This window comes from Duganella sp. LjRoot269, assembly GCF_964254095.1.
GTDB lineage: Bacteria > Pseudomonadota > Gammaproteobacteria > Burkholderiales > Burkholderiaceae_D > Rugamonas > Rugamonas hordei.
The window spans coordinates 6,567,548-6,593,917 of record NZ_CAXUSL020000001.1; the positions used below are offsets into that span (position 1 = coordinate 6,567,548).

General features: G+C 64.9%; 11 protein-coding genes. All 11 read right to left on the reverse strand.

Annotated features, from left to right (window positions below):
* Positions 1-2: 2 nt before the first annotated feature.
* Positions 3-8,849, reverse strand: coding sequence for a DUF4214 domain-containing protein (locus ACSQ3S_RS29415; protein ID WP_436144597.1), 8,847 nt, complete (start codon positions 8,847-8,849; stop codon positions 3-5).
* Positions 8,849-17,248, reverse strand: coding sequence for a hypothetical protein (locus ACSQ3S_RS29420; protein WP_436144598.1), 8,400 nt, complete (start codon positions 17,246-17,248; stop codon positions 8,849-8,851). The genes ACSQ3S_RS29415 and ACSQ3S_RS29420 overlap by 1 nt, the downstream gene beginning before the upstream one ends.
* A gap of 153 nt (positions 17,249-17,401) precedes the next feature.
* Entirely contained in the window at positions 17,402-18,682 is a 1,281-nt protein-coding gene (gene waaA / locus ACSQ3S_RS29425; protein ID WP_436144599.1) for a lipid IV(A) 3-deoxy-D-manno-octulosonic acid transferase, read from the reverse strand.
* Positions 18,683-18,692: 10 nt separating this feature from the next.
* Positions 18,693-19,703 (reverse strand): lipopolysaccharide heptosyltransferase I, encoded by a 1,011-nt coding sequence (gene waaC, locus ACSQ3S_RS29430; protein ID WP_436144600.1) that lies wholly within the window; start codon positions 19,701-19,703, stop codon positions 18,693-18,695.
* A gap of 4 nt (positions 19,704-19,707) precedes the next feature.
* Positions 19,708-21,090 carry a phosphomannomutase/phosphoglucomutase gene (locus tag ACSQ3S_RS29435; RefSeq protein ID WP_436144601.1) on the reverse strand — a complete coding sequence of 461 codons (1,383 nt, stop codon included), beginning with the start codon at positions 21,088-21,090 and terminating at the stop codon, positions 19,708-19,710.
* 80 nt (positions 21,091-21,170) lie between these two features.
* The gene (locus ACSQ3S_RS29440; protein ID WP_353400876.1) at positions 21,171-21,482 is read right to left on the reverse strand and encodes an H-NS histone family protein; all 312 of its coding nucleotides are present in this window, start codon (positions 21,480-21,482) and stop codon (positions 21,171-21,173) included.
* A gap of 65 nt (positions 21,483-21,547) precedes the next feature.
* Positions 21,548-22,642, reverse strand: a complete 1,095-nt coding sequence (locus ACSQ3S_RS29445) for an MraY family glycosyltransferase (RefSeq protein WP_353400877.1) — start codon at positions 22,640-22,642, stop codon at positions 21,548-21,550.
* A gap of 269 nt (positions 22,643-22,911) precedes the next feature.
* Positions 22,912-23,769, reverse strand: coding sequence for a dTDP-4-dehydrorhamnose reductase (rfbD, locus tag ACSQ3S_RS29450; protein WP_436144602.1), 858 nt, complete (start codon positions 23,767-23,769; stop codon positions 22,912-22,914).
* Positions 23,766-24,314 (reverse strand): dTDP-4-dehydrorhamnose 3,5-epimerase, encoded by a 549-nt coding sequence (rfbC, locus tag ACSQ3S_RS29455; protein ID WP_176652507.1) that lies wholly within the window; start codon positions 24,312-24,314, stop codon positions 23,766-23,768. Before rfbC ends, rfbD begins: the two co-directional genes overlap by 4 nt.
* On the reverse strand, positions 24,311-25,207 hold the full coding sequence (gene rfbA / locus ACSQ3S_RS29460; protein WP_436144603.1) for a glucose-1-phosphate thymidylyltransferase RfbA: 897 nt from the start codon (positions 25,205-25,207) through the stop codon (positions 24,311-24,313). The genes rfbC and rfbA overlap by 4 nt, the downstream gene beginning before the upstream one ends.
* On the reverse strand, positions 25,204-26,277 hold the full coding sequence (gene rfbB / locus ACSQ3S_RS29465) for a dTDP-glucose 4,6-dehydratase (protein ID WP_436144604.1): 1,074 nt from the start codon (positions 26,275-26,277) through the stop codon (positions 25,204-25,206). Before rfbB ends, rfbA begins: the two co-directional genes overlap by 4 nt.
* Between the last annotated feature and the right edge of the window lie 93 nt (positions 26,278-26,370).

A 26,370-nucleotide genomic window follows, 5' to 3' on the forward strand; every position in this document is an offset into this window, starting at 1 on the left:
ATTTATCGCTTCTGCTTATTCAGCAAAATACGTGCTTCGTCGGCAAACACGTTGCCGTCTCGCATCACGTTACCCATACGTTCGTACGCTTGTTTTAGCGAGATCGACCCATCACCGTAAAGCGACTGATTTCCGCTAATTATATTGCTCCTAAGCACAGTGCTAACTGAGGCATCGGGCGTGCCGACGAGCGCGTTAAGAAACTTGGTGCCTGTCGGTGTGCCTAGATTATGCAATGCGTACACATTGGCGTCGTCGTCCGTTCCCCCGATGCGTCGCCCCAAGGATATGTTGTCCTTCGTGAACTCGGCCAGCATCGCTGCCTGCAATTTAACATCCTTTCGATATCCCGCTGCTTGAAGGCCAGTGAGACTATCAGCATTATCAATACCGTAATTTGCACCATTCTGTCGTAGCATTCCTGTCCAGGTATCGTCAGTGAACTGCCCGAAACCATACGCACTGGACATCGCCATGACGCCGTCAAACTGTTTTACGGTATTCTTTTCTGGATACTTAAACGAAATAGGGCGAGCATCCGAGCGGAATCCAGAGGATTCAAAATTTGCAATCTTTACGACAGTGCCTACATCAACCTTTGCTTTGATGGAAGCATCTACAAAATACTGTTTCGTGTCGTTCCAGCGTTGGATTACTTTGGAGCTCGGAGCTTTGGCTTTTGAGTTAACCACCGGCGCTGAGCGACCAAAGTCAGGCATCGATGCTCGCATTTGATACTTGTACCATGACTCTTGTTCTTCAGGGGAAAGACGCTTTCCGGGAATGACAACTCGCTGCATGGTTGGGTCGGCATCTTGTTGTGTACTGCCGAACGCAATGTCAGAACGATTGTCGTAAGCGTAGTCGTCCTTAAACAGCCTCTCATTAGGATCGAAGTCCTGCATGATTTCGCCATCACCAGACCATGGTCGCAACGGCGAACCTGGGCCGTTTAACGATGCTGTCCTTGCGCCATTTTGTACGTCCTGTTTTATTTTATCCCACTTGTCGGTGCTCAGGTCCGGCGTGCCGCTGCTGTTCGCAGCCAGGCTGCTACCCAGCGCATTGCCAAACGCGTCTGTAGCGATCTGCGCCACAGCGATTTTACCGCCACGCAGTATCGATGCCGTCGCGCCTGCGGCGAAGCCGCTGACGGTGCGCACGGCCAGATCATTGGTTTGGCCGAAGATTGCCGCCAGCGTCGAGTTGCTGCCAAGCGCCTGGCCGAACGCCGCACCGGCTGCCGCACCGGCAAGCGCGCCAGTGGCGGCGGCGGCAACATTTCTCCAGCTGAAGCCGTTCTGCAAACCGGTCACCATGCCGACACCCTGCGCTGCCACATTGGAGAGCGCGGCGCGCCCTGCAGCGCTCGGCAAGGACGTTGTGCCGGCAAGCGTCGTGCCGAAAGCGCCGTCGGCGGCAAGGCCGCCAATGCCCGCCGAGGCGCCAGCCGCAACCGCGCTCAACGCGACGCCTTTCCAGCTGAAGCCATCCTGGGCGCCGATGGCGTTGCCGACCACCTGGCTGGCGATCGAACCGGCCGCGCCACCAGCGGCGGCATACGCCACGGTAGCGGCGGAGAAACCACCGGCGCCGCTCAAGACGCCGAGACCGGCGGAGAACAGATTTGCCGTTGCACCCGATAGCGCGCCAGCCGTGTAGATCGTCACCGCCACCGCGATCACCACCATAATCAGCGTGCCGATGCTGCCGCAACCACCACCATGGCTAGGTGCCGGCATCGCCGGCGCCGAGTTGCCCAGCGCGTCGGCCGCGTCGTACGGGCGGAACGTGGCGTAGTCGTTGTGCACCGTGTTCACCCGCGCCGGGATGCGCAGGATGTCGCCAGCCTTGAGCGCGGCACTGCTGTCGAGGCCGTTCGCGTCGGCGATCAGGTACCACAGCTTGCTGTCGCCCCACACCGCCTGCGCGATGCTCTGCAGCGTCTCGCCGTTGCCCTGCACGCTGTAGCTGGCCGGCGGCGCCGTCAGCGCCGCCGACGTCACCCCCGTGTAGATCGAGCCGAGCACGTGGGTGGCTACCTTGTCTTCCTCGCCCAGAACCTGGCCGTTGACGATCAGCGAGAAGTGCGACGTGCTATCTACCTTCGACTGCACGCGCCCGTCCGCGTCGTACCAGTAGCGCACCTTCGGCGTACCCTTGCCCTGCTCCGTCAGACTGGCCTTGTTGCCGTTGGCGTCGTAGGCGCTGACGTTGACCACGCTGCTGCGCAGCTCCTTGTTGGTGGCCTCGCGGTAGCCGTCGGTGAAGCTGAACGTGACCTTGTATTCCGGATTGGCCGCCGGCGCGGTGCCGGCCGGCGAGATCGTGTAGTGGACCAGGTTGCCCACCTTGTCGTAGCCGCTGACGGCCGTGTTGCCGTTGCCGTCGCCGACGAACCAGATGTTCTGCAGCAGCCCCGCCTCGCTGCGGTAGCTGGTGAACACGGCGTCCCTGACGTAGGCGTTGTCGCGCTGGGCGATCAGGTGGCCCAGGTTGTCGTAGGAATACACGTGGCGCTGCGTGGCGATGCCGGCCGCCTCGAGCATGTGGGCGACGTTGTCGTCGTCGGTCATCAGGCCCGATTCGCTCAGGTGCCCGAACTGGTCGTAGCGGCGCGTGTCGGTGAGCACGCCGTCGCGGCGGATCTCGCTCAGCCGGCCCGCGCCGTCGTAGCCATAGCGCTCCACCGTTTCGGCCGTGGCGTCGCCGCCCGCGCCCAGCTGGAAGCCCTGGTAGGTGTCGCTGACGCGGTTGCCCGCCCAGTCGTAGGCGATCGTGTGGCCGGTGGCGCCGTGCACCGCGTGGCCGGTCACGGGGTCGCCGACCCACGCGCCGTTGACCACCAGCTGCCGGTTCATGCTGTCGTAGCTGTTGTAGGTGTCGACGGTGATGCCGTCGTAGACGGTGTGCACGCGGGTGCGGTTGCCGTTGTTGTCGTAGGTGTAGGTGATGGCGTAGACGCCGTCGCCCACCGTGGCCAGGCGGTTCTGCCAGTCGTACGTCATCAGGTTGTTCTGCACCCGCGCCGGCGCCGTGGCCGCGTTGTCGTAGGCCTGCCGCTCGCTCAAACGGTTGCCGGCCTGGTCGTAGCCGTAGCGGGTGGTCATGCCCAGCGCGTTGTCGCGGACCGTCGTCAGCAGGCCGTCGGTGTAGCCATAGTCGAGGTCCTGACCGCTGCTCGAGCCCTGGTGAATCTTGCGCCCGGCCGCGTCGTAGCGGTAGCTGGCGCTGTAGGCGATGGCGCCGGCCGTGGCGCTGCTGCCGCTGTTGTCCTCGGCCGCGACCTGGCCCCAGCTGTCGACGGTCCAGTTGAGCCGGTTGCCGTTGGCGTCGAGCGTGGCGCTGCGGTGGTGGAAGGCGTCGTAGGCCGACAGCGTCTGGTTGCCGGCGGCGTCGGTGGTGCGGATGACGTTGCCGTCGAGGTCGTAGCTGGTCGTCGTGCTGCCGCCGGCGCCACCGCTGCTGCCGATGTTGCGGCCCAGCTCGTCGTAGACGTAGTGCTGGCGCAGCTGGGCCGCCGCCTGCGCCGCGGCCTGCATGTAGCGCTGGCCAGGATCGACGGCCACGTAGCTGACCACCGCCGCCTGGCTCCAGCTGTCGGTCAGGTGGCCCAGGTGGTCGTAGGCGTAGTTGGTCTGCAGGTCGGACAGGCCGGCGCCGCGCGTGGTGGTGACCGAGACGCGCTCGCCGAACAGGTTGTAGGCGTAGCTGACGATGCCGTTGTCGGCGTGGATTTCCCGCGTCACGTTGCCCGCCGCATCGTACTCGTAGCGGCTGGTGTTGCCCAGGGCGTCGGTGGTCGAGGTCAGCCGGCCCAGCGCGTCATAGGTGCTGGCCGTGTGCGCGACGTTGGTGCTGCCGGCCAGCGCGTTGACGGTCTGGTCGATCAGCTGGTTGTTGTAGTTGTAGCGGTAGCTGACCTGGTAGTTCTGGTCGCGCGGGTCGGTCACGCTGAGCACGTTGCCCCAGCGGTCCAGCGTGGTGACGGTGCGCACCGTGGCCTGCTGCGCCAGCGCGGCGCCGCTGTCGCGACCGAGCACCGGCGTGGCGTCGGCCATGCGCGCCAGCAGCGCCGACGTCTCCATCGCCGCGCTGCGCTGGGCCGCCACCTGCGCGGCCGTGCCGTAGGCGACGACGTCGGCCACGGAGCGCTCCAGGCTGGTGCTGACCCGGTTCGCCAGGCTGGTGCGCGCGGTCAAGATGGCCGCATCGCTACCGTTGTAGGCGTCCAGGTCGTCGAGCACGGAGAGCACCAGGTCCTCGCGCTTCACCAGTCCGCTGCTGAGCTTGGCGAGGGCGAGGTTGGCCTCGCCATCCGTGGGCGCGCGGCCCATCACCTGCCGGTACAGCGCGGTGATGAAGTCGTAGTTGCCGAGCGATCTGCCCAGCTGCGTTTCGGCCGAGTCGAGGATGCTTTTGACGATGACCTTGAGCGCGGTGCCGCCCTTGCGCTGCTCGACGGCCGACGCCAGCGCGGCCGGTTCCGGCGAGCGACCCAGCAGGACCAGGTACAGCCGGGTGAGCTCGGTGGCGTACTGGCCCGTGGCCTGGACCGGGGCGTGGGCGGCGTCGTAGGCGGCCGCCTCGGCCTGGGCGTTGGCGCTGTTGGCCTGGATGAATTGCGCGACGTTGGCGGTGGCCTGCTCGACGGTCGTGGCTTGCTGCGCCAGCCCCGCCAGCGTGCTCAGGTTGGCGGCCACGCTGCCGGTGAAGGCGGCGCTGTCGGTGCTGGCGATGTCGGCGCTCAGGCTGCGCACCAGGGCCACCACCGCGCTGCCACGGCTGGCGCCGCCGGTCAGCGGGTCGCTCAACGCGCGCAGGGTGGCCGTGTCGGGGCCGTGGCCGGTGGCCTGGGTGTAGAGCTTGGTGGCGAAGGCGTCGTTGGTGCCCTGCTTCGGATACAGCGTCGGGTTGGCCGCGATGACGGCGTTGGCGACGTCGTCCACGGTCTTGCCGGCCTTGAGCGAACCCATGGCCTGGTTCAGTTCCAGGAAGGTCGGGCTGCGCTTGAGCAGCGCGGTGTAGATTTGCGCGACGGCGTTGGTGTACTGGCTTTGCCAGGTCGTGGCGGCGGACTGGACTGCGGTGGTGTGCACGGCGCTGGCGCGCGACAGGGCCGCGCGGGCCGACATCAGCGATGCGTCCAGGGGCGCGGCGTCTTTTACCTTGAGGGCGGCGTCGGCCAGTGTCTGGTAGTCCGCCAGCGTGGAGCCAGCCTGCAGGCCGACCGAGGCGGCGACGCCGGCCATCCGGGCGTTGGCGGCCAGCGAGTCGGCGGCGGCGTTGTCGGCGGCGACGGCGGCCGCCTGGACTTTGGCGGCGGCTGTCAGCGCGATGCCGGCGACTTTGGCTGCCTCGTTAACGTTGAACGCAGTCGCCCAAATTCCGTCTGCGTTCGTATAGGCCTCGTCGGCCAACCTGTACGCTGTGGCGGCGCCCGTTTGCAACGCAGCGATACGGCTGGTGGCATCCTGCCGCGCCGTGTCATAGGCGTCAATACGCCGCTGGGCCTCCGCCAAGTTGGGATTGTTGGCGGTGTTAAACTCGACCTGGAACGACTTGCGCTTGCTGTAATTAATGTGCGCAGCATCGGAGGGATTGTAGAGTTCGACAATCGCCCCCCTGTAGAACTCCCTTTCCTGAAAGGCCGCGCTGTTCTTGTTCGGTGTGAAGTTGTCACGGACAGCACGATACCAATAGTTACCGTCCGGCCAAATAGTGCCTGGGTCAACGTTCGGTGTCCGGTCCAACAGCACCTTGTATAAGTTTATGACGAATGCCTTCTGTGTTGCCGGGTCGGTGGTGGGCGCGGGCCCGAAGAGATTGGTGGCGGCGAAGATACTGCGTAACAGATCGTCATCGGCCTGGCCTCTGGTGATCCAACTGTATACGGCATTGAAGTCGGCCGGCTGACGCAGGGCAACCAGCAGCTCGGTCACTTCCTTTGTCTGCGAGGAGTTCTTCAAGGTGAGGCCGGTCGACTTCACCACCAGCGCGTCCTTGACGGCTTGGTCGCCATCCACCGTGAGCCCGTTGGCCGTTGTGATAGCGTCGCCTTTCGTTGCCCGAAGGTCTAAGGCGTCCTTCCTGATGCCTGCCTTCTTATCAAGATCGGTTTGCGCCGCGGTGGCGCCGGCTCCGGCGGTGGCCGCCACCACTTGCATGGCCTGGGCCACGCGGTCGTCGAAAGTGGCCTTGATGCGGAAGTCGCCCTCGGCAGTCAAGGTCGTGTCGGTCAGTTCGGCGATGATGCCGGCGGCAACAACGCCACGGCTTTTCGTGCCGTTGATCAGTGCAAGGATCCACTTATTGCCTTCAGGGCCAGGAGTACGGCCCCAAACCTGCTGGTAAATCTGGTTCACGAACGCCGTGTTATCAGTTGGGAAGAAACTCTTGTTATCTTCAATGAAGCCGTTGGCGACCTGTTCCACAGTGGTGCCGGTGGTGCGTGCCATGGTCCAGAAATTTAGCCCGGCAATGTCGATGGCCGGCATGCCGGGAGCGCCACGGTTAAGCACGCCGACATACAGGCGCGACAGCTCCAATACCTTGCGGGCGTTGGTACTCGCTGCGCTCGAAACCGCTGCCGACAGCGCAGCGGCCGTGGTTGACACGTTTTTAGCCTTGGTGTCCGCGTCCTGCGCGGTCGCCAGCGCATCGGTGGCCAGCTTGGCGGAACTGCTCAGGCCGGTCAGCGCACTGTTCAGCTTGTCATAAAACGCGGCTTGCGCAAGCTGGTTGGCGACTTTGTTGGGATTGCTGTCGGCGACCGGGTTTTCCAGGAAGGCCTTGAGCATGTTGACGATCACAGAGGCACGACTGTCTATAGTGGTCGCGGCGGCAGTCCAGTATGCCACGCCATCCGGGTCGGTGGCGGGATCGCGTCCCAAGGCCTGACGGTATATCTGGCTGACGAACTGGGTGGGGTTGTAGCCGGCGCGAGGGAACAATGCGCGGCCTTCGTTGGAATCCAGCACGGATTGCGCCATCGCCACGTCGGTGGCGCCATCTAGCATCTGCTTCGCCATCGTGGTAACACCGCCCAGTTCCAGCGCCGGTTGGCCGGGCGCGCCACGCATCAGCATCGCGATATACAACTGGGTGGCTCGCATCAGCGGCGCGGCCATGGCGTTGGCGTTGGCCGCAGCCAGGGCTGGAGCCAAGCTGACCTGCGCATTCACCATCTGCTGCAAGCCATTGCCGACGGCGGCGGTTTGGGCTGCCAGCGACGTGGCGGTCTGCACGGTCGCCAGCGCAGCGTCCACCGCAGCCTGCACCGCATTGGCGTTGCCGAACTGGATGGCGGCCGTGATGTCGCTGCCGGTCACCAGCGCGAGGATGGCCTGCCCCTGTCCCAGGTCGTTGCCGGCAAAGTTCAATGCATAGGTGATGCCGACCGAGGCTCTGTTGTTCAGCAGGTTGCGCATCGCCTGCTCATCCGGCTTGCTGCTGGCGACAACGGCGTTGATGATGTCCAGGATCAGTTGGCTGCGGTTGGCGCCCGCCGCCCGGGGCACCCAGGTGGCGATCGCGCTAGTCAGGGCGGCGCTGCCTTGCTGCAGGCCCAGCCCCAGCGTGAAGACGCGGGTGACGAAGGCGAGGTCGGTCATGCCGGCCGGGTACAGCGCGCTGTTGCTGCCCTCGCGGGTCAGCATGTCGTCGACGATATGCCGCAGCATGCCGGGATCGCCGGTCTTCAGCGCCCCCATCCAGAAGGCAAAGCCATCGGTGTCCGGCGCCCGGTTCAGCACCACGGAATAGATCCGCGCCAGTTGCAGGCGCAGGGTTTCCAGCGGCGTGGCGGATGCCGCCTGCTTGGTGGCGTCGACCGCGGCCAAGGCCATCAACGCCTGGGTTTGCAGATACAGCGTGGCCTGGTGGGCCGCCGCCGCCGCATTGCCGGACGTGGTCATGGCGGCAATGGCCGCCTTGTTCGCGGCAATGATTTGCGCCGTGTCCATGCCGGTCGAGGGCATGGCAGCATAGGCCAGGCTGACGGTGACCTTGTTGAACAGCATGGCGCGGGCGGCCTGGGCGGCCGGATCGCTGCTGCTGTCGCTGGCGACCTGGTCGGCCAGGCGTATCAGGAAGCCGGCTTGCGACGCCGATGGCGGGGTGGCCGCGCCCAAGCGGGTCTTTTCGGCCGCCAACTCCGCGGCGGTCGGCGCGCGGCCCAGCAGGTTTTGGTAGGCCAGGTTGACCAATCGTTCGTTGTACTGGTCCGGCGTGAGCGCCGGCAGCAAGCCGCCGTCGAGACTCTCTGCGTCTTGCAGCATGTTCAGCGCTACCGACTGCAGGGCAAAACCGCTGGCCAGCGCGTTGGCCCAGAAGTCGAAGCCGGTCTTGTCCGGCGCGCGACCAAACAGCGCCAGGTACAGGCGCGCCAGTTGAATGTGCTGGGTTTCCGTCGTGGCCGCGCTGCTGCCTTCGGCAATGGCGCCGTCCGGTGCGCTGTCGGCCTGCGCCAGCAGGCGCGTCACCACGTCGGCGTCGCCGCCGCCTTGCACCAGATAGTTGGCGACGGCGTTGGCACGCGCAGCCAGTTTCGGCATGCCGCCGTCCATGATGGCGCGTATCACCTGGCCTTGCGCCAGCGTGGTGCCGGCCTGGTCGAGGCGCGACGCCCACAGCGCGACAGCGGCGGCGTAACCGGGGTCGGACGGCAGCGGCTGGCCGATGGCCTGGAACATCTGCTGCACGGCGGTGTTGCTGCTATTGGCCCGGTGCGTCTTCGCTTCGCCGCTGGCGTAGATGCTGCCTGCCAGTTGAGCGAGCGTGGCGCCCTGGTTGTAGACGGTCATCCACTGGCTCAGGGCCACGGTATCGGGCGCGTGTCCCATCAGCATCAGATACAGCGCGACAACCTGGGCGTCTTGGCCGCGCTGGCAACGCTGGCGATATGCATGGTGCCGCTGCCAACCTGGTAGGCGTTCTCGCCCTGCGGCTGCGCAAGGACCTTGTATTCATAATCGCCGCCGGCCATGCCGCCGGTGCTGAACACCGGGTAGCCGTCTATCCATTGCATCCTGATCGAATTGTCGCCGATCCACACGCCGTCCGGCTTCAAGCGGTACTGCACCTGGAAGCCCTTGCCGGCGTCTTCGCGTCCGCCGAGGATGATCAGGCTGTCGGCCACCGAGGCGTTGTCGGCCACCATCGTCCGGACCCAGGCGCCGTTCTGCCATTGCAGCACGTTGCCAGCGTCGGAAGCGAGGCTGGAGTCGGTCAACCGGCCCATCAGGTCGTACCGGTTATTCGTGCGCAGCTGTTGGGCGATGGCCCACGCACCGGTGGCGTCGCTCAGGTTGGCCAGCTCATGCACCTTGGCCGGATCGGTGCTGCCGCTGCGGATCTGCACGGTGACATTGCCCTGTGCGTCGAACAGCGAGACCTTGTCGATGCCGTCGCCGGCGTTGCTGATCCATGCGTGACCGGCGTTGTCGTAGCGCGTGTATTGCGTCTGGACGGTCTTGGCGACGCCGTCCGTTGCCGTGGCCGTCGTCGATACCTGCGTGGCCTCGCCGAACGCGTTGTAGCCGTAGCTTTGCACGGTGGGTGCCGGCGCGAGGATGTTGCGCACCAGGTCGATCGCGCCCGGACGGGTCACGCTCAGTTGCCTGCCCAGCTTGTCGTACGCGGTGATGACGTAGCTCGTTTCCACCGAGTTGACGGGATCGGCGGCATTGGTCACCGTGCGCCACTGCTTGGCGACGCGGCCATATATGTCGTACGAGGTGAAGCTGTACTTGCCCTCTGCGTCGATCACCTGGGTGGCGTGGCCGGCGTTGTCGTAGCTGGTGAGGGTGACGCGGTCTTTCGCCGGGTCGGCCACGGCCACCGGCTTGGCGGCCGCCGTGGTGCCCGCCGGCGCGCCGTTGGCGTAGTCGATGCGCACCACCACGTTGCCGTACAGGTCGCGGCGGAATTCGGTCAGCGAACCGGCCGCATTCGCGCCGGTTGCGGCCACGGCACTGACGCGGCCCAGCGCGTCGTAGTAGCTGTAGCTCGCACCGCCCAAGGCGTCGGTGGTGCGGGTGAGGTTGCCCAGCACGTCGTAACCGTAGCTGGTGGCGGCGCCGTTGTGCGCCTCGCTGGTCTTGCGGCCGTTGGCGTCGTAGGCATACGCGCTCACGCGGTCGGTGGCGCTGTCCCTGGCCGGGATGCCGTAGCGCGTGTCCTTCCAGTCGGCCTGCCAGTCGCCGTAGAGCGTGGCGTATTCGGTCTGCGTGAGCAGGCTGCCGGCGGCGTCGTAGTCGAAGGTGGTCAGGTAGCCGCTGCGGCCGGCCGCGTCGTCCTGCAAGGTGGCGATTTGCGCGGTCTTGTTGCCGTTCGCATCGTAGTAGTAGCGCGTGCTGGCGGCTGCCGTGAGCTGCGAGCCGGTACCGTCGGCGCTGCTGGCGCCATAGACCAGCACCTGGCGCGCTTCGCCGAAGGCGTCGTAATGGGTTTCCGTGGTGCGCGCGGACTGGAAATTCCTGACGCCGTTCAGCGCGTGCTCGTCGTACACCGCAGCCAGCGGCTCGGTGACCTTGACGGCATGGCCCAGCTGGTCGTAGCGGGTGGTGATGGTGCGGTCGTTGGCGCTGTCGACGCTGGCGCGCGCGGCCAGGCGGGTGCCGACGACGGCCGCCGTGCGGTTGGCGGCATCGGCGGCGAAGCTGGCGTAGTCCGGCAGCGCGGTGGCGTAGCGCGTGAGCCTGGTGACCGCGCCGAAGCTGTCGTGCTCGTAGCCGGTGACATAGCCGTTGGCGTCGACGTCGTAGCGCACCTGGCCGAGGCGGTCGTAGAGCTTGTAGCTGACGGCGCCGCCGACATCCTGGTTGCTGATGGCGTTGCCCAGCACGTCGTAGGTGACGGTGATGGTCGGCTGGCCAGGCGACACTTCCGTGCGCGGCGCCGCGCCGACGCTGGAGACCGCCGCGTTGACGTCGTAGATAGCCGAGGCCGGCAGTTTGGTCCAGACTTGCCGGCCCACCAGGTCGTAGCCATAGCTGGTCACGCGAGGCTGGTCCGAACCGTATCCTTCGGTACGCGTGACCAGGTTGCCCAGCGTGTCGTATGCCATCGCGGTTTTCAGCGCGACCGATTTCGGCGGCTGCGATGCCCAGTTCATCGCGCCGTTCGGGTAGACGTCGACTGCCGGCGCGGTTTCCAGCACCATGTGGCCCACGCTGTCGTAGGCGTAGGTCCAGATTTGTTGGAGCTTGTTGGTGAACGAGGTCTTGCGGCCCAGCGCATCGTAGCCGTAGCTTTCGCTGACGCCCATGGCATCGGTCGATTTGACCAGGTTGCCTTCGGCGTCGTAGTCGAAGCTGGTCACGCGCGGCGTGCCGGCCGCCGCTTTGGCCGTGTTCACGGCGGTTAGGGTGTAGTCGGTTGGATGCGCCGGGGTCGGGTAGGTGCTGGTGGCGGCCACGCGGCCGAAGGCGTCGTAGGTGGTCTCCGTCAGGTAGCCGAGCGCGTCAATCGCATACACGAGACGGTGGTTGCGGTCGTAAATGTAATGCTCGGTGCGGTCGTCGGCACTCGTCGCGAGCTGGGTGGTCAGGCTCGATGTCAGGTCGGTCAATTGCCACGTAGCCACCGGCTTGGCGTAGCGTACCGTCGCCGCTACATTGCCTTGTGCGTCGTAACGCTGCTCGGTGACGTCGCCGGCGGCGTCGACGCTGAACTGCAGGCGGTTGTCCAGGTCGTAGTAATAGCGGGTGATGCGGTCGTCGACCGGGGATGCGCCCAGCGCCATGCGTTGGATGATATTACCCTTGGCGTCGTAGAACAGGAGGGTCTTAGCACCTTCCGCATCGACGGTGTCGGTGAGCCTGCCGGCGGCATCGTAGGCAAACGCGGTCACACGGTCGCGGGAGGCATCCTTGGCCGGAATGCCGGCGGGGGCGATCGCCAGCGAGGCCGTGGTGGCCGCCGTGGCGTACTGCGTGGTCGCGCGCAACTGACCCATGGCATCGTAGGTGCGCTCGGTCACGGTCCACTGGACGGTGGTGACGCCGTTGGCCACGGCGGCGCCCTGCGCCGTCGCCACGGTCTTGATGCGGTTGGCCGTGTCGTAGGTGTAGCTGGTGACGGCGTCGGTGGCCGACGCGGTCTTGTAGTTGCTCAGCTCGGCCGCGGTCGGCGTCGCGCCGGTCCTGGCCGTGGCGTAGGCGGTCACCATGGCCAGGCGGCCGATCAGGTCGTAGGTGTTGCGCACCACCGACCAGTTGCGCACGCCCGGCACGGACGGATTGACGGCGTTCTGCGCAGTGGCCGTCGCCAGCAGGCGGTTGGCGCTGTCGTAGGCGTAGGCGACGACGCTGTCGGCGGCGTTGTCGGCCGGGTAGCTTGCCGCCGCCGGCAGCGAGTCGGCGGTCGGCACCTTGTTGGCGTAGGCGGTGCGGGTCAGCAGGTTGCCGTTGCCGTCGTAGGTGTTCCTGACGACCGACCACAGCACCTGGCCGCCGGAGACTTCCTCGGCCGTCATGGTCGCAGTGACTAGGCCGCGCGCATCGTAGAAGTAGCGCTGGTGCAGGTCGTGCGCCGTGTCGCGCTGCGCGCTTGGATCGGCCAGCAGCGTTTTCATGCCTGCCGCCGTGATGTCGAAGGCGACCGGCTTGCTGTAGGTGATGCGGTCGGTCAGCTGGCCCAGCGCGTTGTAGCTGTAGGCGGTCAGGCTGCCGCCGGAGGTCAGCGAGGCGGCCAGCCGGCCGTCGGCGTCGTAGAAGCTGCGTGCGCCCGGATCGGTGGCGGGCGCTGGGGTGTTGGTGCCCGGGACGTTCTGCTGTTCGGTGGCGTCGGCGCGGCCGAAGACATCGTAATGGATGGTGCTGCGGTTCTTCAGCGCATCGACCGTGGCGGTCAGATGGCCGTCGCCGTCGTATTCGAACGATTGCGTGCTGTCGAGCGCGGACGACTTGAAGCTGTCGATCACCTGCAGCGCGTCGGCGTTATTCTGAGCGCCGCTCAACGTCGCGAGCGTGGCGGCATCGATGCGGGTGCCGTAGGTGGTTTGGCTGAGAACCTGTCCGAAGGCGTTGTAGGCCAGGGCGGCCACCTCGCCCAGCGCGTTGACTGTGCGGATGAGGTTGCCCAGCGCATCGTAGTAATAGCGGGTCTTGTTGCCGTTCGGGTCGGTGGCGCTCAGGCGCAGGTTGTTGCTGTTATAGGTGTAGCTGGTGCCATAGCGCTGCCAGATGCTCGCCACTTCGGCGGCTGCTTGCTGGCTGCCGGTCAACAGGGCCGCGCCTTCGGCGCTCAGCTCGGCGGTGACGTTGCCTTTCAGGTCGTACTGTCTGGCTTGCGCGCTCTCGGTGCCACTGCCCAGGCCGACGCGCGTCTCAATCAGCTGCCCCATGTTGTCGTAGCTGTAGCGGGTGACGATGCCGCCCGGCGCGGTTTCCGTTGCCAGCTGGTTGCGCACGGTATAGGTGTAGCTGGTCAGCAGGTCCGCATCGCCGGTGGCATAGCCGAGATCGGCCATCCTGGCGGCGCCCGGCGCGCTGACGGCGACCGCGTAATGGCGGCGGCTGCTCACGTTGCCGTTGAGGTCGTACTTCAGTTCGGTCAGGTAGTTGCCGTTGTCCAGCGTGCCGGCCAGTTGCCCGTTGACGCCGTAGAAGTAGCGTTCGTGGGAGGCCACGCCGCCGCTGGTGGCGATCAGCTGGTCGAGCGCCGGATTCGTGCCGAGATAGGCCGGCGTCAGCGCGGTCTGGTGGACGATGGTTTCGATGCGCAGGCCCTGCGCGTCGTAGCGGTGCTCGGTGAGAATGCCCTGCGCATCGACCTCCGCACGCAGCTTGCCATCCTTGTCGTAGTAGTTGCGGTTGATCAGGTCGTCGGGGGAGGCGGTGTCGGCGATGCTGGCCGCCGCGTACACCGTGGCCAGCGTGGCGGGATCGATCGCCTTGGCGCGGCGGATGACCGCCGTCAGGCGGCCGGCGTGGTCGTATTGATAGCGGATGACCGAGCCGCTGGCGTCGACGGTGGCGGCCAGGCGCCCGGCATCGTCGTACTCGTTCCAGGTGCTGCGGCTGCCGGTGGCGTCCGCATTCAGATCCGCCACGCTCAGTTCGCGCCAGTTGCCGTTGGCGACTTTCAACTGCGCCACGTCGACGGTGCCGGCATACTGGACGGTGCGGGTGACCTGGTTGTCGGCGTTGTAGTAATACGCGGTCAGGTTGTGGTTGGCATCGATGGTCGCGCTCTGGCGTCCCGCCGCGTCGTAAAGATAGTACGTGGCGTGGCCATCCATCGTCTCCGTCATGCGCAGGCGGCCATCGGCGTCGTAGCTGTTCTGCGTGCGCGAATATAAGCCGGTGGCGCTCACCTGTTGGCTGATCGTCAATTTACTGTCGGGGCCGTAGAAATTCCTGATGATCAGCCCATTGGCCTGGTTCAGTTGCACAAACGAGAACATATTATTGTAGGTCGTCAGGCTGACGTTGCCGAGGGCGTCGGTGGCGGTCAGCTGGCGGCCCAGGCCGTCGTAGGTAAAGCTGGCGCTGGTCTTGTTGTTGCCGTCGATCGACTGCATCAGCCGGCCGTGCTGGTCGTAGACATAGCTCCTGGTGAGGACGGTGCCGGACGTGGCTGGAGCGGTGCCGTTGTCGAGCGCGGTGGAGCGCATGGTGATCTTGTCGACCACGATGCTGTTGCTTGATCCGGCGGTGCCGGTGACGGCGGTCGGGCCGCAATACGTCTCGGCGGCGAAGCGCACGGCGACGCCGGGCTGGAATTGATAGGTAGCCGTGAACGCGGTCGCGCGGCTTTGTCCTTTTTCGTACACGTAGACGGTGGTGGCACCGTCGGTGCCGGTGGCCATTTCCACCACGTAGGTCGTATTCGGCTTGTCCGTGCCGAAGTTTCTTGACGTGGAGTTGAGGCCGTTCTGGAAACCGATACTGATATTGCCGGCGCCGAAGCCGACGCGCACGCGACCTCCGCCCTCGGTCATCCAGGTGCCGCTGTCCAGGCCGACATTGACCATGCCGGGCGTGAGCACGGCGGGCGTCGTGACTTCGAACTGCACGGTGGCGCCCAGGGCGATACTGGGGCCCGCCGTTCCCGGCCAGACGCTGGTGGCCTGATTGGTGGACGTCAGCGTCAGCGCGCTGCCGTTGCGCGTGACTCCTGTCATCGTCGGCGCCGGCGTCGGCGTCAGCGGAATGACGACGAAGTCGGGGGCGCCCGGCGCCGTGTAGGCGACGAGCTTGTCGAGCACGATGGTGGTGGAGCTGCCCGGCGTTTGCGCGGCAGACGTCGGCCCGCTGTTGGCGAGCGCGGCGAAGCGCAGGGCCTCGCCCGGCTGGAACTGCTGTGTCTGGGTCCAGCCGGTGCTGCGGTCCCGTCCCTTTTCATAGACCAGCATCGATGCCGCGCCGTTGGTCGAGGTGCTCATCTCGATCACGTAGGTCGTGTTCGGTTTGGCGGCGTTCCAACCGGGGTAGGTCGTGGTCGATCCGGTGCGCATGACGGTATTGATGCCGGTCCCGTCGAAATTGACGCGCATGGCGGCCGAGTCGCTGGTGAACCCTGCGGACAACATGTTGCGGGTCAGCGTGGCCGGGGTGGTGACTTCGAACTGCAGCGAGGCGCCCAGCGCGAAGCTGGTGGAATCGATCCCGGGATTACTGTAGCTTGTCTGGTAGCTCGACGTCAGGGAATACGCGCTGCCATTGCGGGTGACCCCGGCCGGCAGGGGATTCTGAACATAGGTCAGCGGGATCTGCGCCAAACTGTCGCTATGACTGCTCGACTTGATCACCTGGCCGCGCACGTCGTAGCTATAGTCGGTACGGTTGATCGTCGTGGCCCTGATCGCCACCGACGCGGTCCAGCTGGCCAGGCCGGCCTCGGTTGGCGTGCCCGCCGACGTATAGATGGCTCCGGTGTATTCGATCGTGCTCGCGCGCAAGCCATCGGCGTTGTAGACGTACTCTTGCACCCCCCCCTCGGGGCTGACGACAAAGCGCGGCCGGTTACCGGCGTCGTAGACGTAATTGGTCGTCAGCGCCGAGGTGCCGTCGGGCGACTGGGTTTCGCTGAGCAGATTGTTGCTGGCCAGGTCGTAAACACGGGTGACGACATCGCCGGCCGCATTGGTTTCCTTGATCCGGTTGCCGTTGGCGTCGTAGACATAGGTGGTGACCTTGCCGCGCGGATCGGTCACGGTCAGCACGTTGCCCTTGGCGTCGTAGTTGAATGCGGTGACCTGGCTGACGCCGTTGACCGCCGGCGCCGTGACCGACAACAACTGCCCGGCAGCGTCGTAGGCGTACACCGTCGCGTAGTGCAGCGGATCGGTGACCGTGGTCTGGCCGGCGGCATAGCTGAAGGTGGTCTTCTGGCCCAGGCCGTCGGTGACGGTGTCGATCTTCGACACGCCGTCGACCAGCGTGTAAGTGAAGCTCAGCGCCGTGCCGTCGCCCTGGACGATGCTGGCGACCTGGCTGGTGTTGCCGACGTAGGTATAGGCGGTGCTGTAAGTGTTGCCGTCGGCGACGCTGTTGTCGTCCGGCGTCAGGTCGGTGACGACGCCGGTCAGGCGGTTCTGGCCGTCATAGGCGTAGCGGGTGCGGGTGGTGGTGGCACCAGCTGCGGTGGTGACGCGCACCTGGCCCAGGTTACTGCCGACGTAGTCGAAGCTGGTCACGTCGCCGGAGGCGTCGGTGACCTGGCTGAGTTGGCCGGCGGCGTTGTACTGGTAGGCCAGGCGCACGCCGGTCTGGTCGTTGGTGGACTTGATGCGCCCGCCGCTGCCGATGCCGCTGTAGACCTCGGAGACGCCGCCCAGGTCGCGGCGGTCGCTGGTCCAGACCCATTCCTGGCTGGCGTTCAGGCTCAGCTTGTTGTAGCCCCCGGCGCCGTCGGTGCTGACGTAGCGGGCCTGCGCCACGTCGTACACGTATAGCGCCTGACTGCCGTCGCCGCCGGTGCGGGTGACGGTGCTGCCGGCCGTGTTCAGCGTGCCGGTCAGGCCGCCGATCTGCTTGACCTCGCCCATGCGCCAGTTGGCGCCGCTGCCGTCGCTGTAGCTGCCTTGCGCGTTGTAGGTGCGCGTCAGCGACAGGTCGGCGCCCAGCGCGGCGACGAATTCGTCCTGGTCGCGCAGCACCAGGTTGCCGTTGGCGACGTTGATGAACGCCGCTTCGCCGCTGTTGCCCAAATTCGGATTGCCGAAAATGCCCGATTGTCCCAAGGTCGCGGAGGAACCCGTGGCCAGACCAAAACCGTTACCGCTGATAATCGCTACCATTTTTCTCTTCTTCACGTGATGCGGCGCGCCGCACAAGTTGCCTATCTGACCACAATGAATTGCGGCCTTCTCGACAATGTATCCACGGATTTTTGAAAATGTTTAGCGAAAATGAAATTTTATTTTCTTTATTGCAATGTGGCAATTCTTAAATCAAGAAATCGTTCCTCGTAGTAACTCGAGAGTTCGGCCTGTGGCGCCGCGGTGCTGGTTGGCGAAGGCCAGCGCGTTGCGGCCCATCGCATCGCGCGCGGCGGTGTCGCACAGCAGGAGCGCCGCTTGCGACATCAGCGCTGCGGCATCGGCGATGCGCTGTGCGCCGCCGGCGGCCAGCGCGTCTTCCGTCACCAGCGCGAAGTTGAAGGTGTGCTGGCCGATCAGCACCGGCTTGCCCAGGGCGGCCGGCTCGATCAGGTTCTGGCCGCCCAGCGGCAGCAGGCTGCCGCCGACGAAGGCGACATCGCAGGCGGCGTAGTAGGCGAACATCTCGCCCATCGAATCGCCCAGCAGCACCGTCACCTCCCCCGACAGTACAGCCCCGTCCAGCGCCAGCCTGCTGCGGCGCTGGAGGTTCAGGCCGCGCGCGGCGGTCATCTTTTCCACTTCGTCGAAGCGCTGCGGATGGCGCGGCACGATCAGCAGCAGCACGTCGGCCGGCAACGCCGCCCGCGCCTGCTGGAACGCCTCCAGTATCAGTTCTTCCTCACCCTCGCGCGTGCTGGCGCACAGCAGCACCGGACGGGCGCCGATGGCCCCGCGCAGCGCAGCGCCGACCGCCAGCGCCACATCTGGCACCACCACGTCGAACTTGATGCTGCCGGTGATTTCCACTCGCTGCACGCCGAGCGAGCGCACGCGCTGCGCATCAGCCTCGGTCTGGGCGGCGACCAGGGCAATGCCGCGCGCCGCGTCCAGCATCAGCGAACCAAGTCGCGTGGCCTTGCGCAGCGAACGCTCGGACAGGCGCGCGTTGGCCAGCACCACCGGCACATTGCGCGCGTTGCACCCGGCGATCAGGTTCGGCCATACCTCGGTCTCCATCAGGATGCAGACGGAAGGCTTGAAATGGCCGATGAAACTGCCGACCATGAAGCCCGTGTCATACGGCAGGTAGGATTGCAGCAGCCGCTCGCCATGTTTGGCGAACAGCGCCTTGCCGGTGGCGCGGCCGGTCGGCGTCATGTGGGTAAGGACGATGCGGGACGACGGATACGCGGCCAGCAGCGCATCGATCAGCGGCTCGGCGGCGCGCGTCTCGCCGACGGAGACGGCGTGTACCCACAAGGTTTGCGCGGTGGATGGCGCGCCGCTGTAGAAACCCAGCCGCTCGCCCCAATGCCGGCGATAGCCCGGCTCCTTGCGTCCGCGCAGCCACAGGCGCGCCAGCACCAGCGGCAAGGCCAGCCACCACATCACGGAATAAAAAAGTCGCATAGTTATCAGTTCAGGCCAGCAGTTGCCTGGCTGCCGCCAGCACTTCGGACACCGGCGGCGGCGCGCCCTTGTCACCCAGGTTGATGATGCGTGGCGACCAGTTGCCCTCGGTCTTCCAGCGCGGCGAGTCGGCGTAGATCTCCACGGTCGGCCGCACGAAGGCGGCGGCGATGTGGGTCAGGCCCGTGTCGACGCCGATCACCAGCCCGGCGTGCCGCGCCAGCAGCATGGCGTCGGCCATCGACAGCTTGGGCAGCACGCGCGCGTTCGGCAGGCCGGCGGCGATGAACTCGGCCTCCGCCTTTTCCTTCGGCGAACCCCATGGCAGCAGGATGGGCATCGGCGCCAGTTCGCGTCCCAGCGCGATCCAGTTGTCCGGCGCCCATTTCTTCGGATCGCGCGCGGTGCCGTGGAAGTAGACGGCGTAAGGCTCGGCCGGCATCCAGTCCGGACGCGGCTCACCGGCCGAGACTTGCGGCAGGCCGAAATCGGCCGGCGTGTCGGCCGCATAGCCGAGCGCCGCGGCGGCGACGATGCGTCCGCGCGCCACCGCGTGCGTGCGCGGGTCGGTCGGAATGCTGAGATTGTGGAAGATGCGCGAGACGCCCTCGTAGCCGGAACCCTCGCTGCCGTTGGCCAGGCCGACCTTGCGGCCGCCCTTCACCACCCGGGCAGCGCCCATGATGATGCCGGTCTTCAGCAGGCCTTGGGTGTCGAACACGTAGTCGTATTGCTGCTGGCGCAGGGTGCGGAAGAACGCCTTGATCTCGGCCCGAGTTTCCGGCTTGCCCAGACTCTTGCGCCAGCGCCGCAGCGCAAACGGGATGATGGTGCGCACGCGCGCGTTGAGCCGCACCAGGCTGACGTAGCCTTCCTCCACCACCCAGTCGATATTCGCGTCCGGAAAATGGCGGGCGATATCGGCCACCATCGGCAGGTTGTGCAGCACGTCGCCCAGCGAGGACACGCGCACCAGCAGTATGTTCAAGGGCCTGCCGTGGCCACCCGTTTGCGGCGCCATGCGTTTAGAACGGCAGTTCCGCGTCAGGCTTGGCAGCCAGGATCACGCTCTTGAACTGGCCCTGGATGCGCTCCAGCGCGGCCGGGGTTTCCGCTTCGAAGCGCATGACAATCACCGGCGTGGTGTTGGACGAACGCGCCAGGCCGAAGCCGTCTTCGTATTCCACGCGCAGGCCGTCGATGGTGATGATCTGCTTGTGGCCGGGGAACCTGGCGTCGGCGCGCAGTTTGTCCATCACCGAGAAGTTCTCGCCTTCCTTCAGGTGCAGGTGCAGCTCGGGCGTGCTGTCCGATTGCGGCAGCGCGTTCAGCAGCGCCGACGGATCTTTTTCCCGGGTCAGGATTTCCAGCATGCGCGCGCCGGCATACAGGCCGTCGTCGAAACCGTACCAGCGGTCCTTGAAGAAGATGTGGCCGCTCATTTCGCCGCCCAGCGGGGCGCCGGTTTCCTTCAGCTTGGCCTTGACCAGCGAGTGGCCGGTCTTGTACATCAGCGGCACGCCGCCCGACTTCTCGATGTACGGCGCCAGGTGGCGCGTGCACTTGACGTCGTACAGGATCTGCTCGCCCGGATTGCGGCTCAGCACGTCGGCCGCGAACAGCATCATCTGGCGGTCCGGATAAATGATCTGGCCGTCCTTGGTGACGAGGCCCAGGCGGTCGCCGTCGCCGTCGAAGGCCAGGCCGATCTCGGCGTCGGTCTCCCGCAGGCAGCGGATCAGGTCCTGCAGGTTTTCCGGGTGCGCCGGATCCGGGTGGTGGTTGGGGAAGGTGCCGTCCACCTCGCAGAACAGCTCGATCACCTCGCAGCCCATGCCACGGTACAGGTCGCCCGCGAACGCGCCGGCCACGCCGTTGCCGCAATCGACCGCGATCTTGATCGGCCGCGAAATCTTGACGTCGCCGATGATGCGCTGCAGGTACTGCGCGCGGATGTCGTGGGTGCTGTAGGCGCCCGGCGTGGCGGCTGCGCTGCCGTCATGGGCAACGATGCTGTCGTATAAACCGGTGATCGCCTCGCCGTGGATGGCCTCGCCAGCCAGCACCATCTTGAAGCCGTTGTAGTCCGGCGGGTTGTGGCTGCCGGTCACCATGATGCCCGACGCCGCGCCCAGCACATTGGTGCCGAAATACACCATGGGCGTGGCCACCACGCCCAGGTCGATGACGTCGACCCCGGCCGCCTGCAATCCCTCGGCCAGCGCCGCCGCCAGCGACGGGCCGGACAGGCGGCCGTCGCGGCCGATCACGACCTTTTTTTCGCCCTTGGCCAGCGCGGCCCTGCCGAAAGCTTGGCCGAGTTGGCGCGCCACGCCCGCGTCCAGGGTTTTATCGATGATGCCACGAATGTCGTAGGCTTTGAAGATCGTTTTGGATAAGGAGACCATAATGTAGGGAAGAGAGAGATGATGAGTGCGGCGCCGGCGACAGGCCCATCCTGCCGCCTTGTTGTCAGAATTTCAGCAGTTTAAACCTTTAAGCCGGCAATGTCTTTACCGGCCTCGAGCCATTCCTTGACCCACTTCGGTTGGCGCCCCCGGCCGGTCCATTGCTGGGACGCGTCGGCGGGATTGCGGTAGCGCGGCGCCACGCTGCCGGTCTTGGCGCGCGTGCCCGGGCCGGCCACCAGATCCTTCAGCGGCACGCCCACGCTCTGGGCGATCGCCATGATCTGTTCGCGCGCCTTGGCCAAATCCTGGCTTTCGCGCTGTTTTAATTCGCGTTTAACTTTTTCCTGCAGATCGCGCAATTCCGCAGACGACATATTCGACAGATCCATTGCATTTCCCTTTATGTGAGGTGATATAAAGCTTGGCCGGAATATATTACATCAACATAAAAAAATCAGTCTTTCTTATGACGTATCATCCAGCGCGGCGCTTTAAATCGGACGATGCGTACATAAATCCAGATGTAACTGCTGATAAACAAAATACAGAAACACATTAATGCCCAGGTATAGCGCCAGAATACGGTTGCCGGAATGACCGCCATCAGCGAAAACAGCCACAGATAAGGCGACGTCAGCGAATTGCGGCGTATCAGCGCGCGCGCCTCCTTGCGGCCGACCGCCCATTGCACGATGCGGCGGAAGATCAGGCTATGCAAATGGATGCCGTCCGGCATGGCCGGAGATTTTCCACGGACAAACATTCGTCGATAGACGGAAAATAAAGTTTCAAATGTCGGATAGATTAATAACAACGCGGCATACCAGGTGGAAACCTGCGGATTGCGCATCACCAGCAATAATGCCAGTTCGCCCAGCATGAAACCGATAAAATACGCGCCGCCGTCGCCGAGGAAAATCATGCCGACCGGATAATTCCAGATCAGGAAGCCGGCGGTGGCGCCGGCCACCATCAGCGCGGCGATCAGCACGAACATGTCGTTGACCTGCAGCGCTACGTAGCCGAGCGACAGCAGCATGCAGATGCAGACCACGCTGGCCAGGCCGTTAAACCCGTCGATGATGTTGACCGCGTTGGCGATGCCGGCCACCGCCAGCACCGTCAGCGGCAAGGTCAGCCACATGTATTGCAGCGGCCAGGCGGAAAATGCCCAGTCGATGCGGTCGATGCGGGCATCCAGCAGGAAATAGCCAAGCGCGGCGGCCGCCATCGTCAGCAGCAGCCGGCGGGTGGCGCTGACCTTGCCGGTGTAATCCTCGACGATGCCGCCGACAAATGCCACAGCCGAACACGCCAGCAGCGACATCAGCCAATGCGTCATGGCCGGCACGCGCCAGATGGAAATAAAGGAACTGAGCGCGACCGATAAAAAGATCGACAGGCCGCCGATACGGGCGACCTGATGCGCGTGCACTTTTTGCACGCCCAGGAAATCGGAATCGAGCGCCGGACCGTGCAATCTCGCTTCTTTAATGACCAGCAGGGTTAGTAGCGCGGAAGCGATAAAGCTCAGCAAAAATGAAAACATATCTTATCTATACAAAGTATCGGATGCGCTAACCGATATGTGACTTGGCGCCTTGCGCCGGATTGTCAGCACGCTAACCCGCGATTGTACCGGATTGGCAAGGCCGGTCTTGAATTGATAGCCGCTTATTGCCATTTCTCAGCCCGCTTGGGACGCATTTGCAACGTTGAAGGCCATACAAATGAATATGCCGGCGCCGCTTTCGCGGTGCGCCGGCATCATAGCAGCAGATAATTGGTGAGGCGGGATTGCTTACCAATCGATACAAATCAGCGCATGCACAGATGCAGCGCCTCTTTCCAGTCGGGCAAGCGGCAGAAGCGCGCCATCAGCCGCTCGGACGACATCACCGAGTACTGCGGCCGCCTGGCCGGCACCGGATATTCGGCGCTGGTGATCGGCAGCACGCGGCACGACAGTCCGGCTTCCTCGACGATGGCCCGGGTGAAATCGAACCAGGTGGTCTGACCCTGCGCGCTCAGGTGGTAGACGCCGCTGTTCTGCACCCACCACTCGCGTCCGCCCGCATGGGCCTGCGACAGCACCAGCGCGGTGGTGTCGGCGATGGTGCGGCTCCAGGTCGGCGCGCCGTGCTGATCGGCCACCACCTTGAGCTCGTCGCGCTCCTTGGCCAGGCGCAGCATAGTCAGCAGGAAGTTCTTGCCGCGCGTGCCGTACACCCAGCTGGTGCGGAAGATCAGGTGCGGAATGCCGGCCGCCGCGATGGCCTGCTCGCCGGCCAGCTTGCTGGCGCCGTAGACGTTCAGCGGGCCGGTGGCGTCGTCCTCGCGCCGCGCCGACGGCTGGCTGCCGTCGAACACGTAGTCGGTCGAATAATGCACCATGGCGGCGCCCAGCGCCTTGGCTTCCTGCGCCATCAAGCCCGGCGCCTCGGCGTTGACGCGGTGCGCCAGCTCCGGCTCGCTCTCGGCCTTGTCGACCGCCGTGTAGGCGGCCGGATTGACGATCAGCTGCGGCTTTTCGCGGCGGATGACGTCGCGCACCTGGTCCAGGTCGGACAAATCCATGACGCCGCGGTCCACCGCCACCACCTCGCCTATGCCCTGCAGGCTGCGCGCCAGTTCGTAACCCACCTGGCCGGTACTGCCGGTCAGCAGGATTTTCATGCGAACACCTCGGCGTCGGCCAGCAGCACGGCGGCCGCGTCCTTGCCGGACAGCAGCGGAGCCGCCAGCTCGGCCGGCCATTCGATGCCGATCGCCGGGTCGTTCCACAACACCGAGCGCTCGAACTGCGGCGCCCAGTAGTCGGTGGTCTTGTACAGGAACTCTGCGTGCTCGCTGGTGACGCCGAAACCGTGGGCGAAGCCGGGCGGTATCCACAACTGGCGCTTGTTCTCGGCCGACAGTTCGAGGCCGTACCACTGGCCGAAAGTTGGCGAACTCTTGCGCAGGTCGACGGCCACATCGAACACCGAGCCGGTGGTCACGCGCACCAGCTTGCCCTGCGCCTGCTGGATCTGGTAGTGCAGGCCGCGCAGCACGCCCCTGGCCGAGCGCGAATGGTTGTCCTGCACGAAGGCCAGATCGACGCCGGTCAGTTCGGCGAAGGTGCGGGCGTTGAAGCTTTCATAGAAAAAACCGCGGTCGTCGCCGAAGATGCGCGGTTCCAGCACCAGCAGGCCCTCCAGCGGAGTCTTGATCACATTCATCGTGGAATCACCTTATCTTCAAGAATCTGCAGCAGGTATTGGCCGTAGTTGTTTTTCTTCAGCGGCTCGGCCAGCTTGCGCAACTGCGCGGCATCGATGTAGCCCTTGCGGTATGCGATCTCTTCCGGGCAAGCCACTTTCAGGCCCTGGCGCTTTTCGATGGTGGCGATGAACTGCGACGCGTCCAGCAGCGAGTCGTGGGTGCCGGTGTCGAGCCAGGCCATGCCGCGGCCCATGACTTCCACGTTCAGCTGCTGCTTTTCCAGGTACACGCGGTTGACGTCGGTGATCTCCAGTTCGCCCCGCGCGGACGGCTTGATGCTGGCCGCGATGTCGCACACCTGCTTGTCGTAGAAATACAGGCCGGTGACGGCGTAGTTCGATTTCGGCTTGAGCGGTTTTTCCTCGATCGACACCGCGGTGCGCTTGCCGTCGAATTCAACCACGCCGTAGCGTTCCGGATCCTGCACGTGGTAGGCGAACACGGTGGCGCCGTCGACCTGCTCGGTGGCGTGGCGCAGCAGCGCGTCGAGGTCGTTGCCGTAGTAGATGTTATCGCCCAGGATCAGCGCGGACGGCGAATCGCCGACGAATTCCTTGCCGATGATGAAGGCTTGCGCCAGGCCGTCCGGCGAAGGCTGCACCGCGTAGCTGATGTTGATGCCCCACTGGCCGCCGTCGCCCAGCAGGTCCTGGAAGCGCGGCGTGTCCTGCGGCGTCGAGATGATCAGGATGTCGCGCATGCCGGCCAGCATCAGCGTGGTCAGCGGATGGTAAATCATCGGCTTGTCGTAGATCGGCAGCAGCTGCTTGGAGACGCTCATCGTCACCGGGTACAGACGGGTGCCGGAGCCGCCGGCCAGGATAATGCCTTTACGGTTAGGGATGCTCATTGCTGGCCTTCGCGGTTAAAGTAATTGGTTTCCACCCACTTGGCGTAGCTGCCCGACTGCACGTCGGCCACCCAGGCCTGGTTGTCGAGGTACCACTGCACGGTCTTGGCGATGCCGGTCTGGAAGGTCTCGGCCGGTTTCCAGCCCAGTTCGCGTTCCAGCTTGCGGGCGTCGATGGCGTAGCGGCGGTCGTGGCCGGGACGGTCCTTGACGTAGGTGATCTGCGCGCGGTAGCTGCTGCCGTCCGCCTTCGGTTTCAGGTTGTCGAGCATGTCGCACAGCGTGTGCACGACGTCGAGGTTGGCCATCTCGTTCCAGCCGCCGACGTTGTAGGTCTCGCCCAGGCGGCCCGCTTCCAGTACGCGGCGGATCGCGGCGGCGTGGTCGCTGACGTACAGCCAGTCGCGCACCTGCTGGCCGTCGCCGTAGATCGGCAGCGGCTTGCCCGCCTGCGCGTTGGCGATGATCAGCGGGATCAGCTTCTCCGGGAAGTGATACGGACCGTAGTTGTTGGAGCAGTTGGTGGTCAGCGTCGGCAGGCCGTAGGTGTGGTGGTAGGAACGCACCAGGTGGTCCGACGCGGCCTTCGATGCCGAGTACGGGCTGTTCGGGGCGAACGCGGTGGTTTCGCTGAACGGCGCATCGTCCGGACCCAGCGTGCCGTACACTTCGTCGGTGGACACGTGCAGGAAGCGGAAGGCGGCCTTGTCGTCATCCGGCAGCGCCGACCAGTAGGCGCGCGTGGCTTCCAGCAGGCTGAAGGTGCCGTTGATGTTGGTGTTGATGAATTCGCCCGGCCCGAGGATGGAACGGTCGACATGGCTCTCCGCGGCGAAGTGCACGATGGCGCGCGGCTTGTGCTGCTGGAACAGGGCCAGCACCTGGGCCTGGTCGCAAATATCGCCACGGACAAAGATATGGCGGGAGTCCTGCTTCAACGAGGCCAGATTGTTGAGATTGCCTGCGTAGGTCAGTTTATCAAAATTGACTACCGGCTCGTCGGACTGGGCCAGCCAGTCCAGCACAAAGTTTGAACCGATGAAACCGGCACCACCCGTAACAAAAATCATTTAGTATCCCGTCGAGTAAGTAAGTAAAATTTGGCAATAACTGCAATTTTATGTGATCTTTCGAACACGAGTGAGAAAAATCGCTTGTGTGTA

Excerpts from the sequence above, each read along its gene's own strand:
- ACSQ3S_RS29415 (WP_436144597.1), bottom strand. The coding sequence starts at position 8,849 with ATGCTGATGGGACACGCGCCCGATACCGTGGCCCTGAGCCAGTGGATG.
- ACSQ3S_RS29420 (WP_436144598.1), bottom strand. The coding sequence starts at position 17,248 with ATGGTAGCGATTATCAGCGGTAACGGTTTTGGTCTGGCCACGGGTTCC.
- waaA (WP_436144599.1), bottom strand. The coding sequence starts at position 18,682 with ATGCGACTTTTTTATTCCGTGATGTGGTGGCTGGCCTTGCCGCTGGTG.
- waaC (WP_436144600.1), bottom strand. The coding sequence starts at position 19,703 with ATGGCGCCGCAAACGGGTGGCCACGGCAGGCCCTTGAACATACTGCTG.
- ACSQ3S_RS29435 (WP_436144601.1), bottom strand. The coding sequence starts at position 21,090 with ATGGTCTCCTTATCCAAAACGATCTTCAAAGCCTACGACATTCGTGGC.
- ACSQ3S_RS29440 (WP_353400876.1), bottom strand. The coding sequence starts at position 21,482 with ATGGATCTGTCGAATATGTCGTCTGCGGAATTGCGCGATCTGCAGGAA.
- ACSQ3S_RS29445 (WP_353400877.1), bottom strand. The coding sequence starts at position 22,642 with ATGTTTTCATTTTTGCTGAGCTTTATCGCTTCCGCGCTACTAACCCTG.
- rfbD (WP_436144602.1), bottom strand. The coding sequence starts at position 23,769 with ATGAAAATCCTGCTGACCGGCAGTACCGGCCAGGTGGGTTACGAACTG.
- rfbC (WP_176652507.1), bottom strand. The coding sequence starts at position 24,314 with ATGAATGTGATCAAGACTCCGCTGGAGGGCCTGCTGGTGCTGGAACCG.
- rfbA (WP_436144603.1), bottom strand. The coding sequence starts at position 25,207 with ATGAGCATCCCTAACCGTAAAGGCATTATCCTGGCCGGCGGCTCCGGC.
- rfbB (WP_436144604.1), bottom strand. The coding sequence starts at position 26,277 with ATGATTTTTGTTACGGGTGGTGCCGGTTTCATCGGTTCAAACTTTGTG.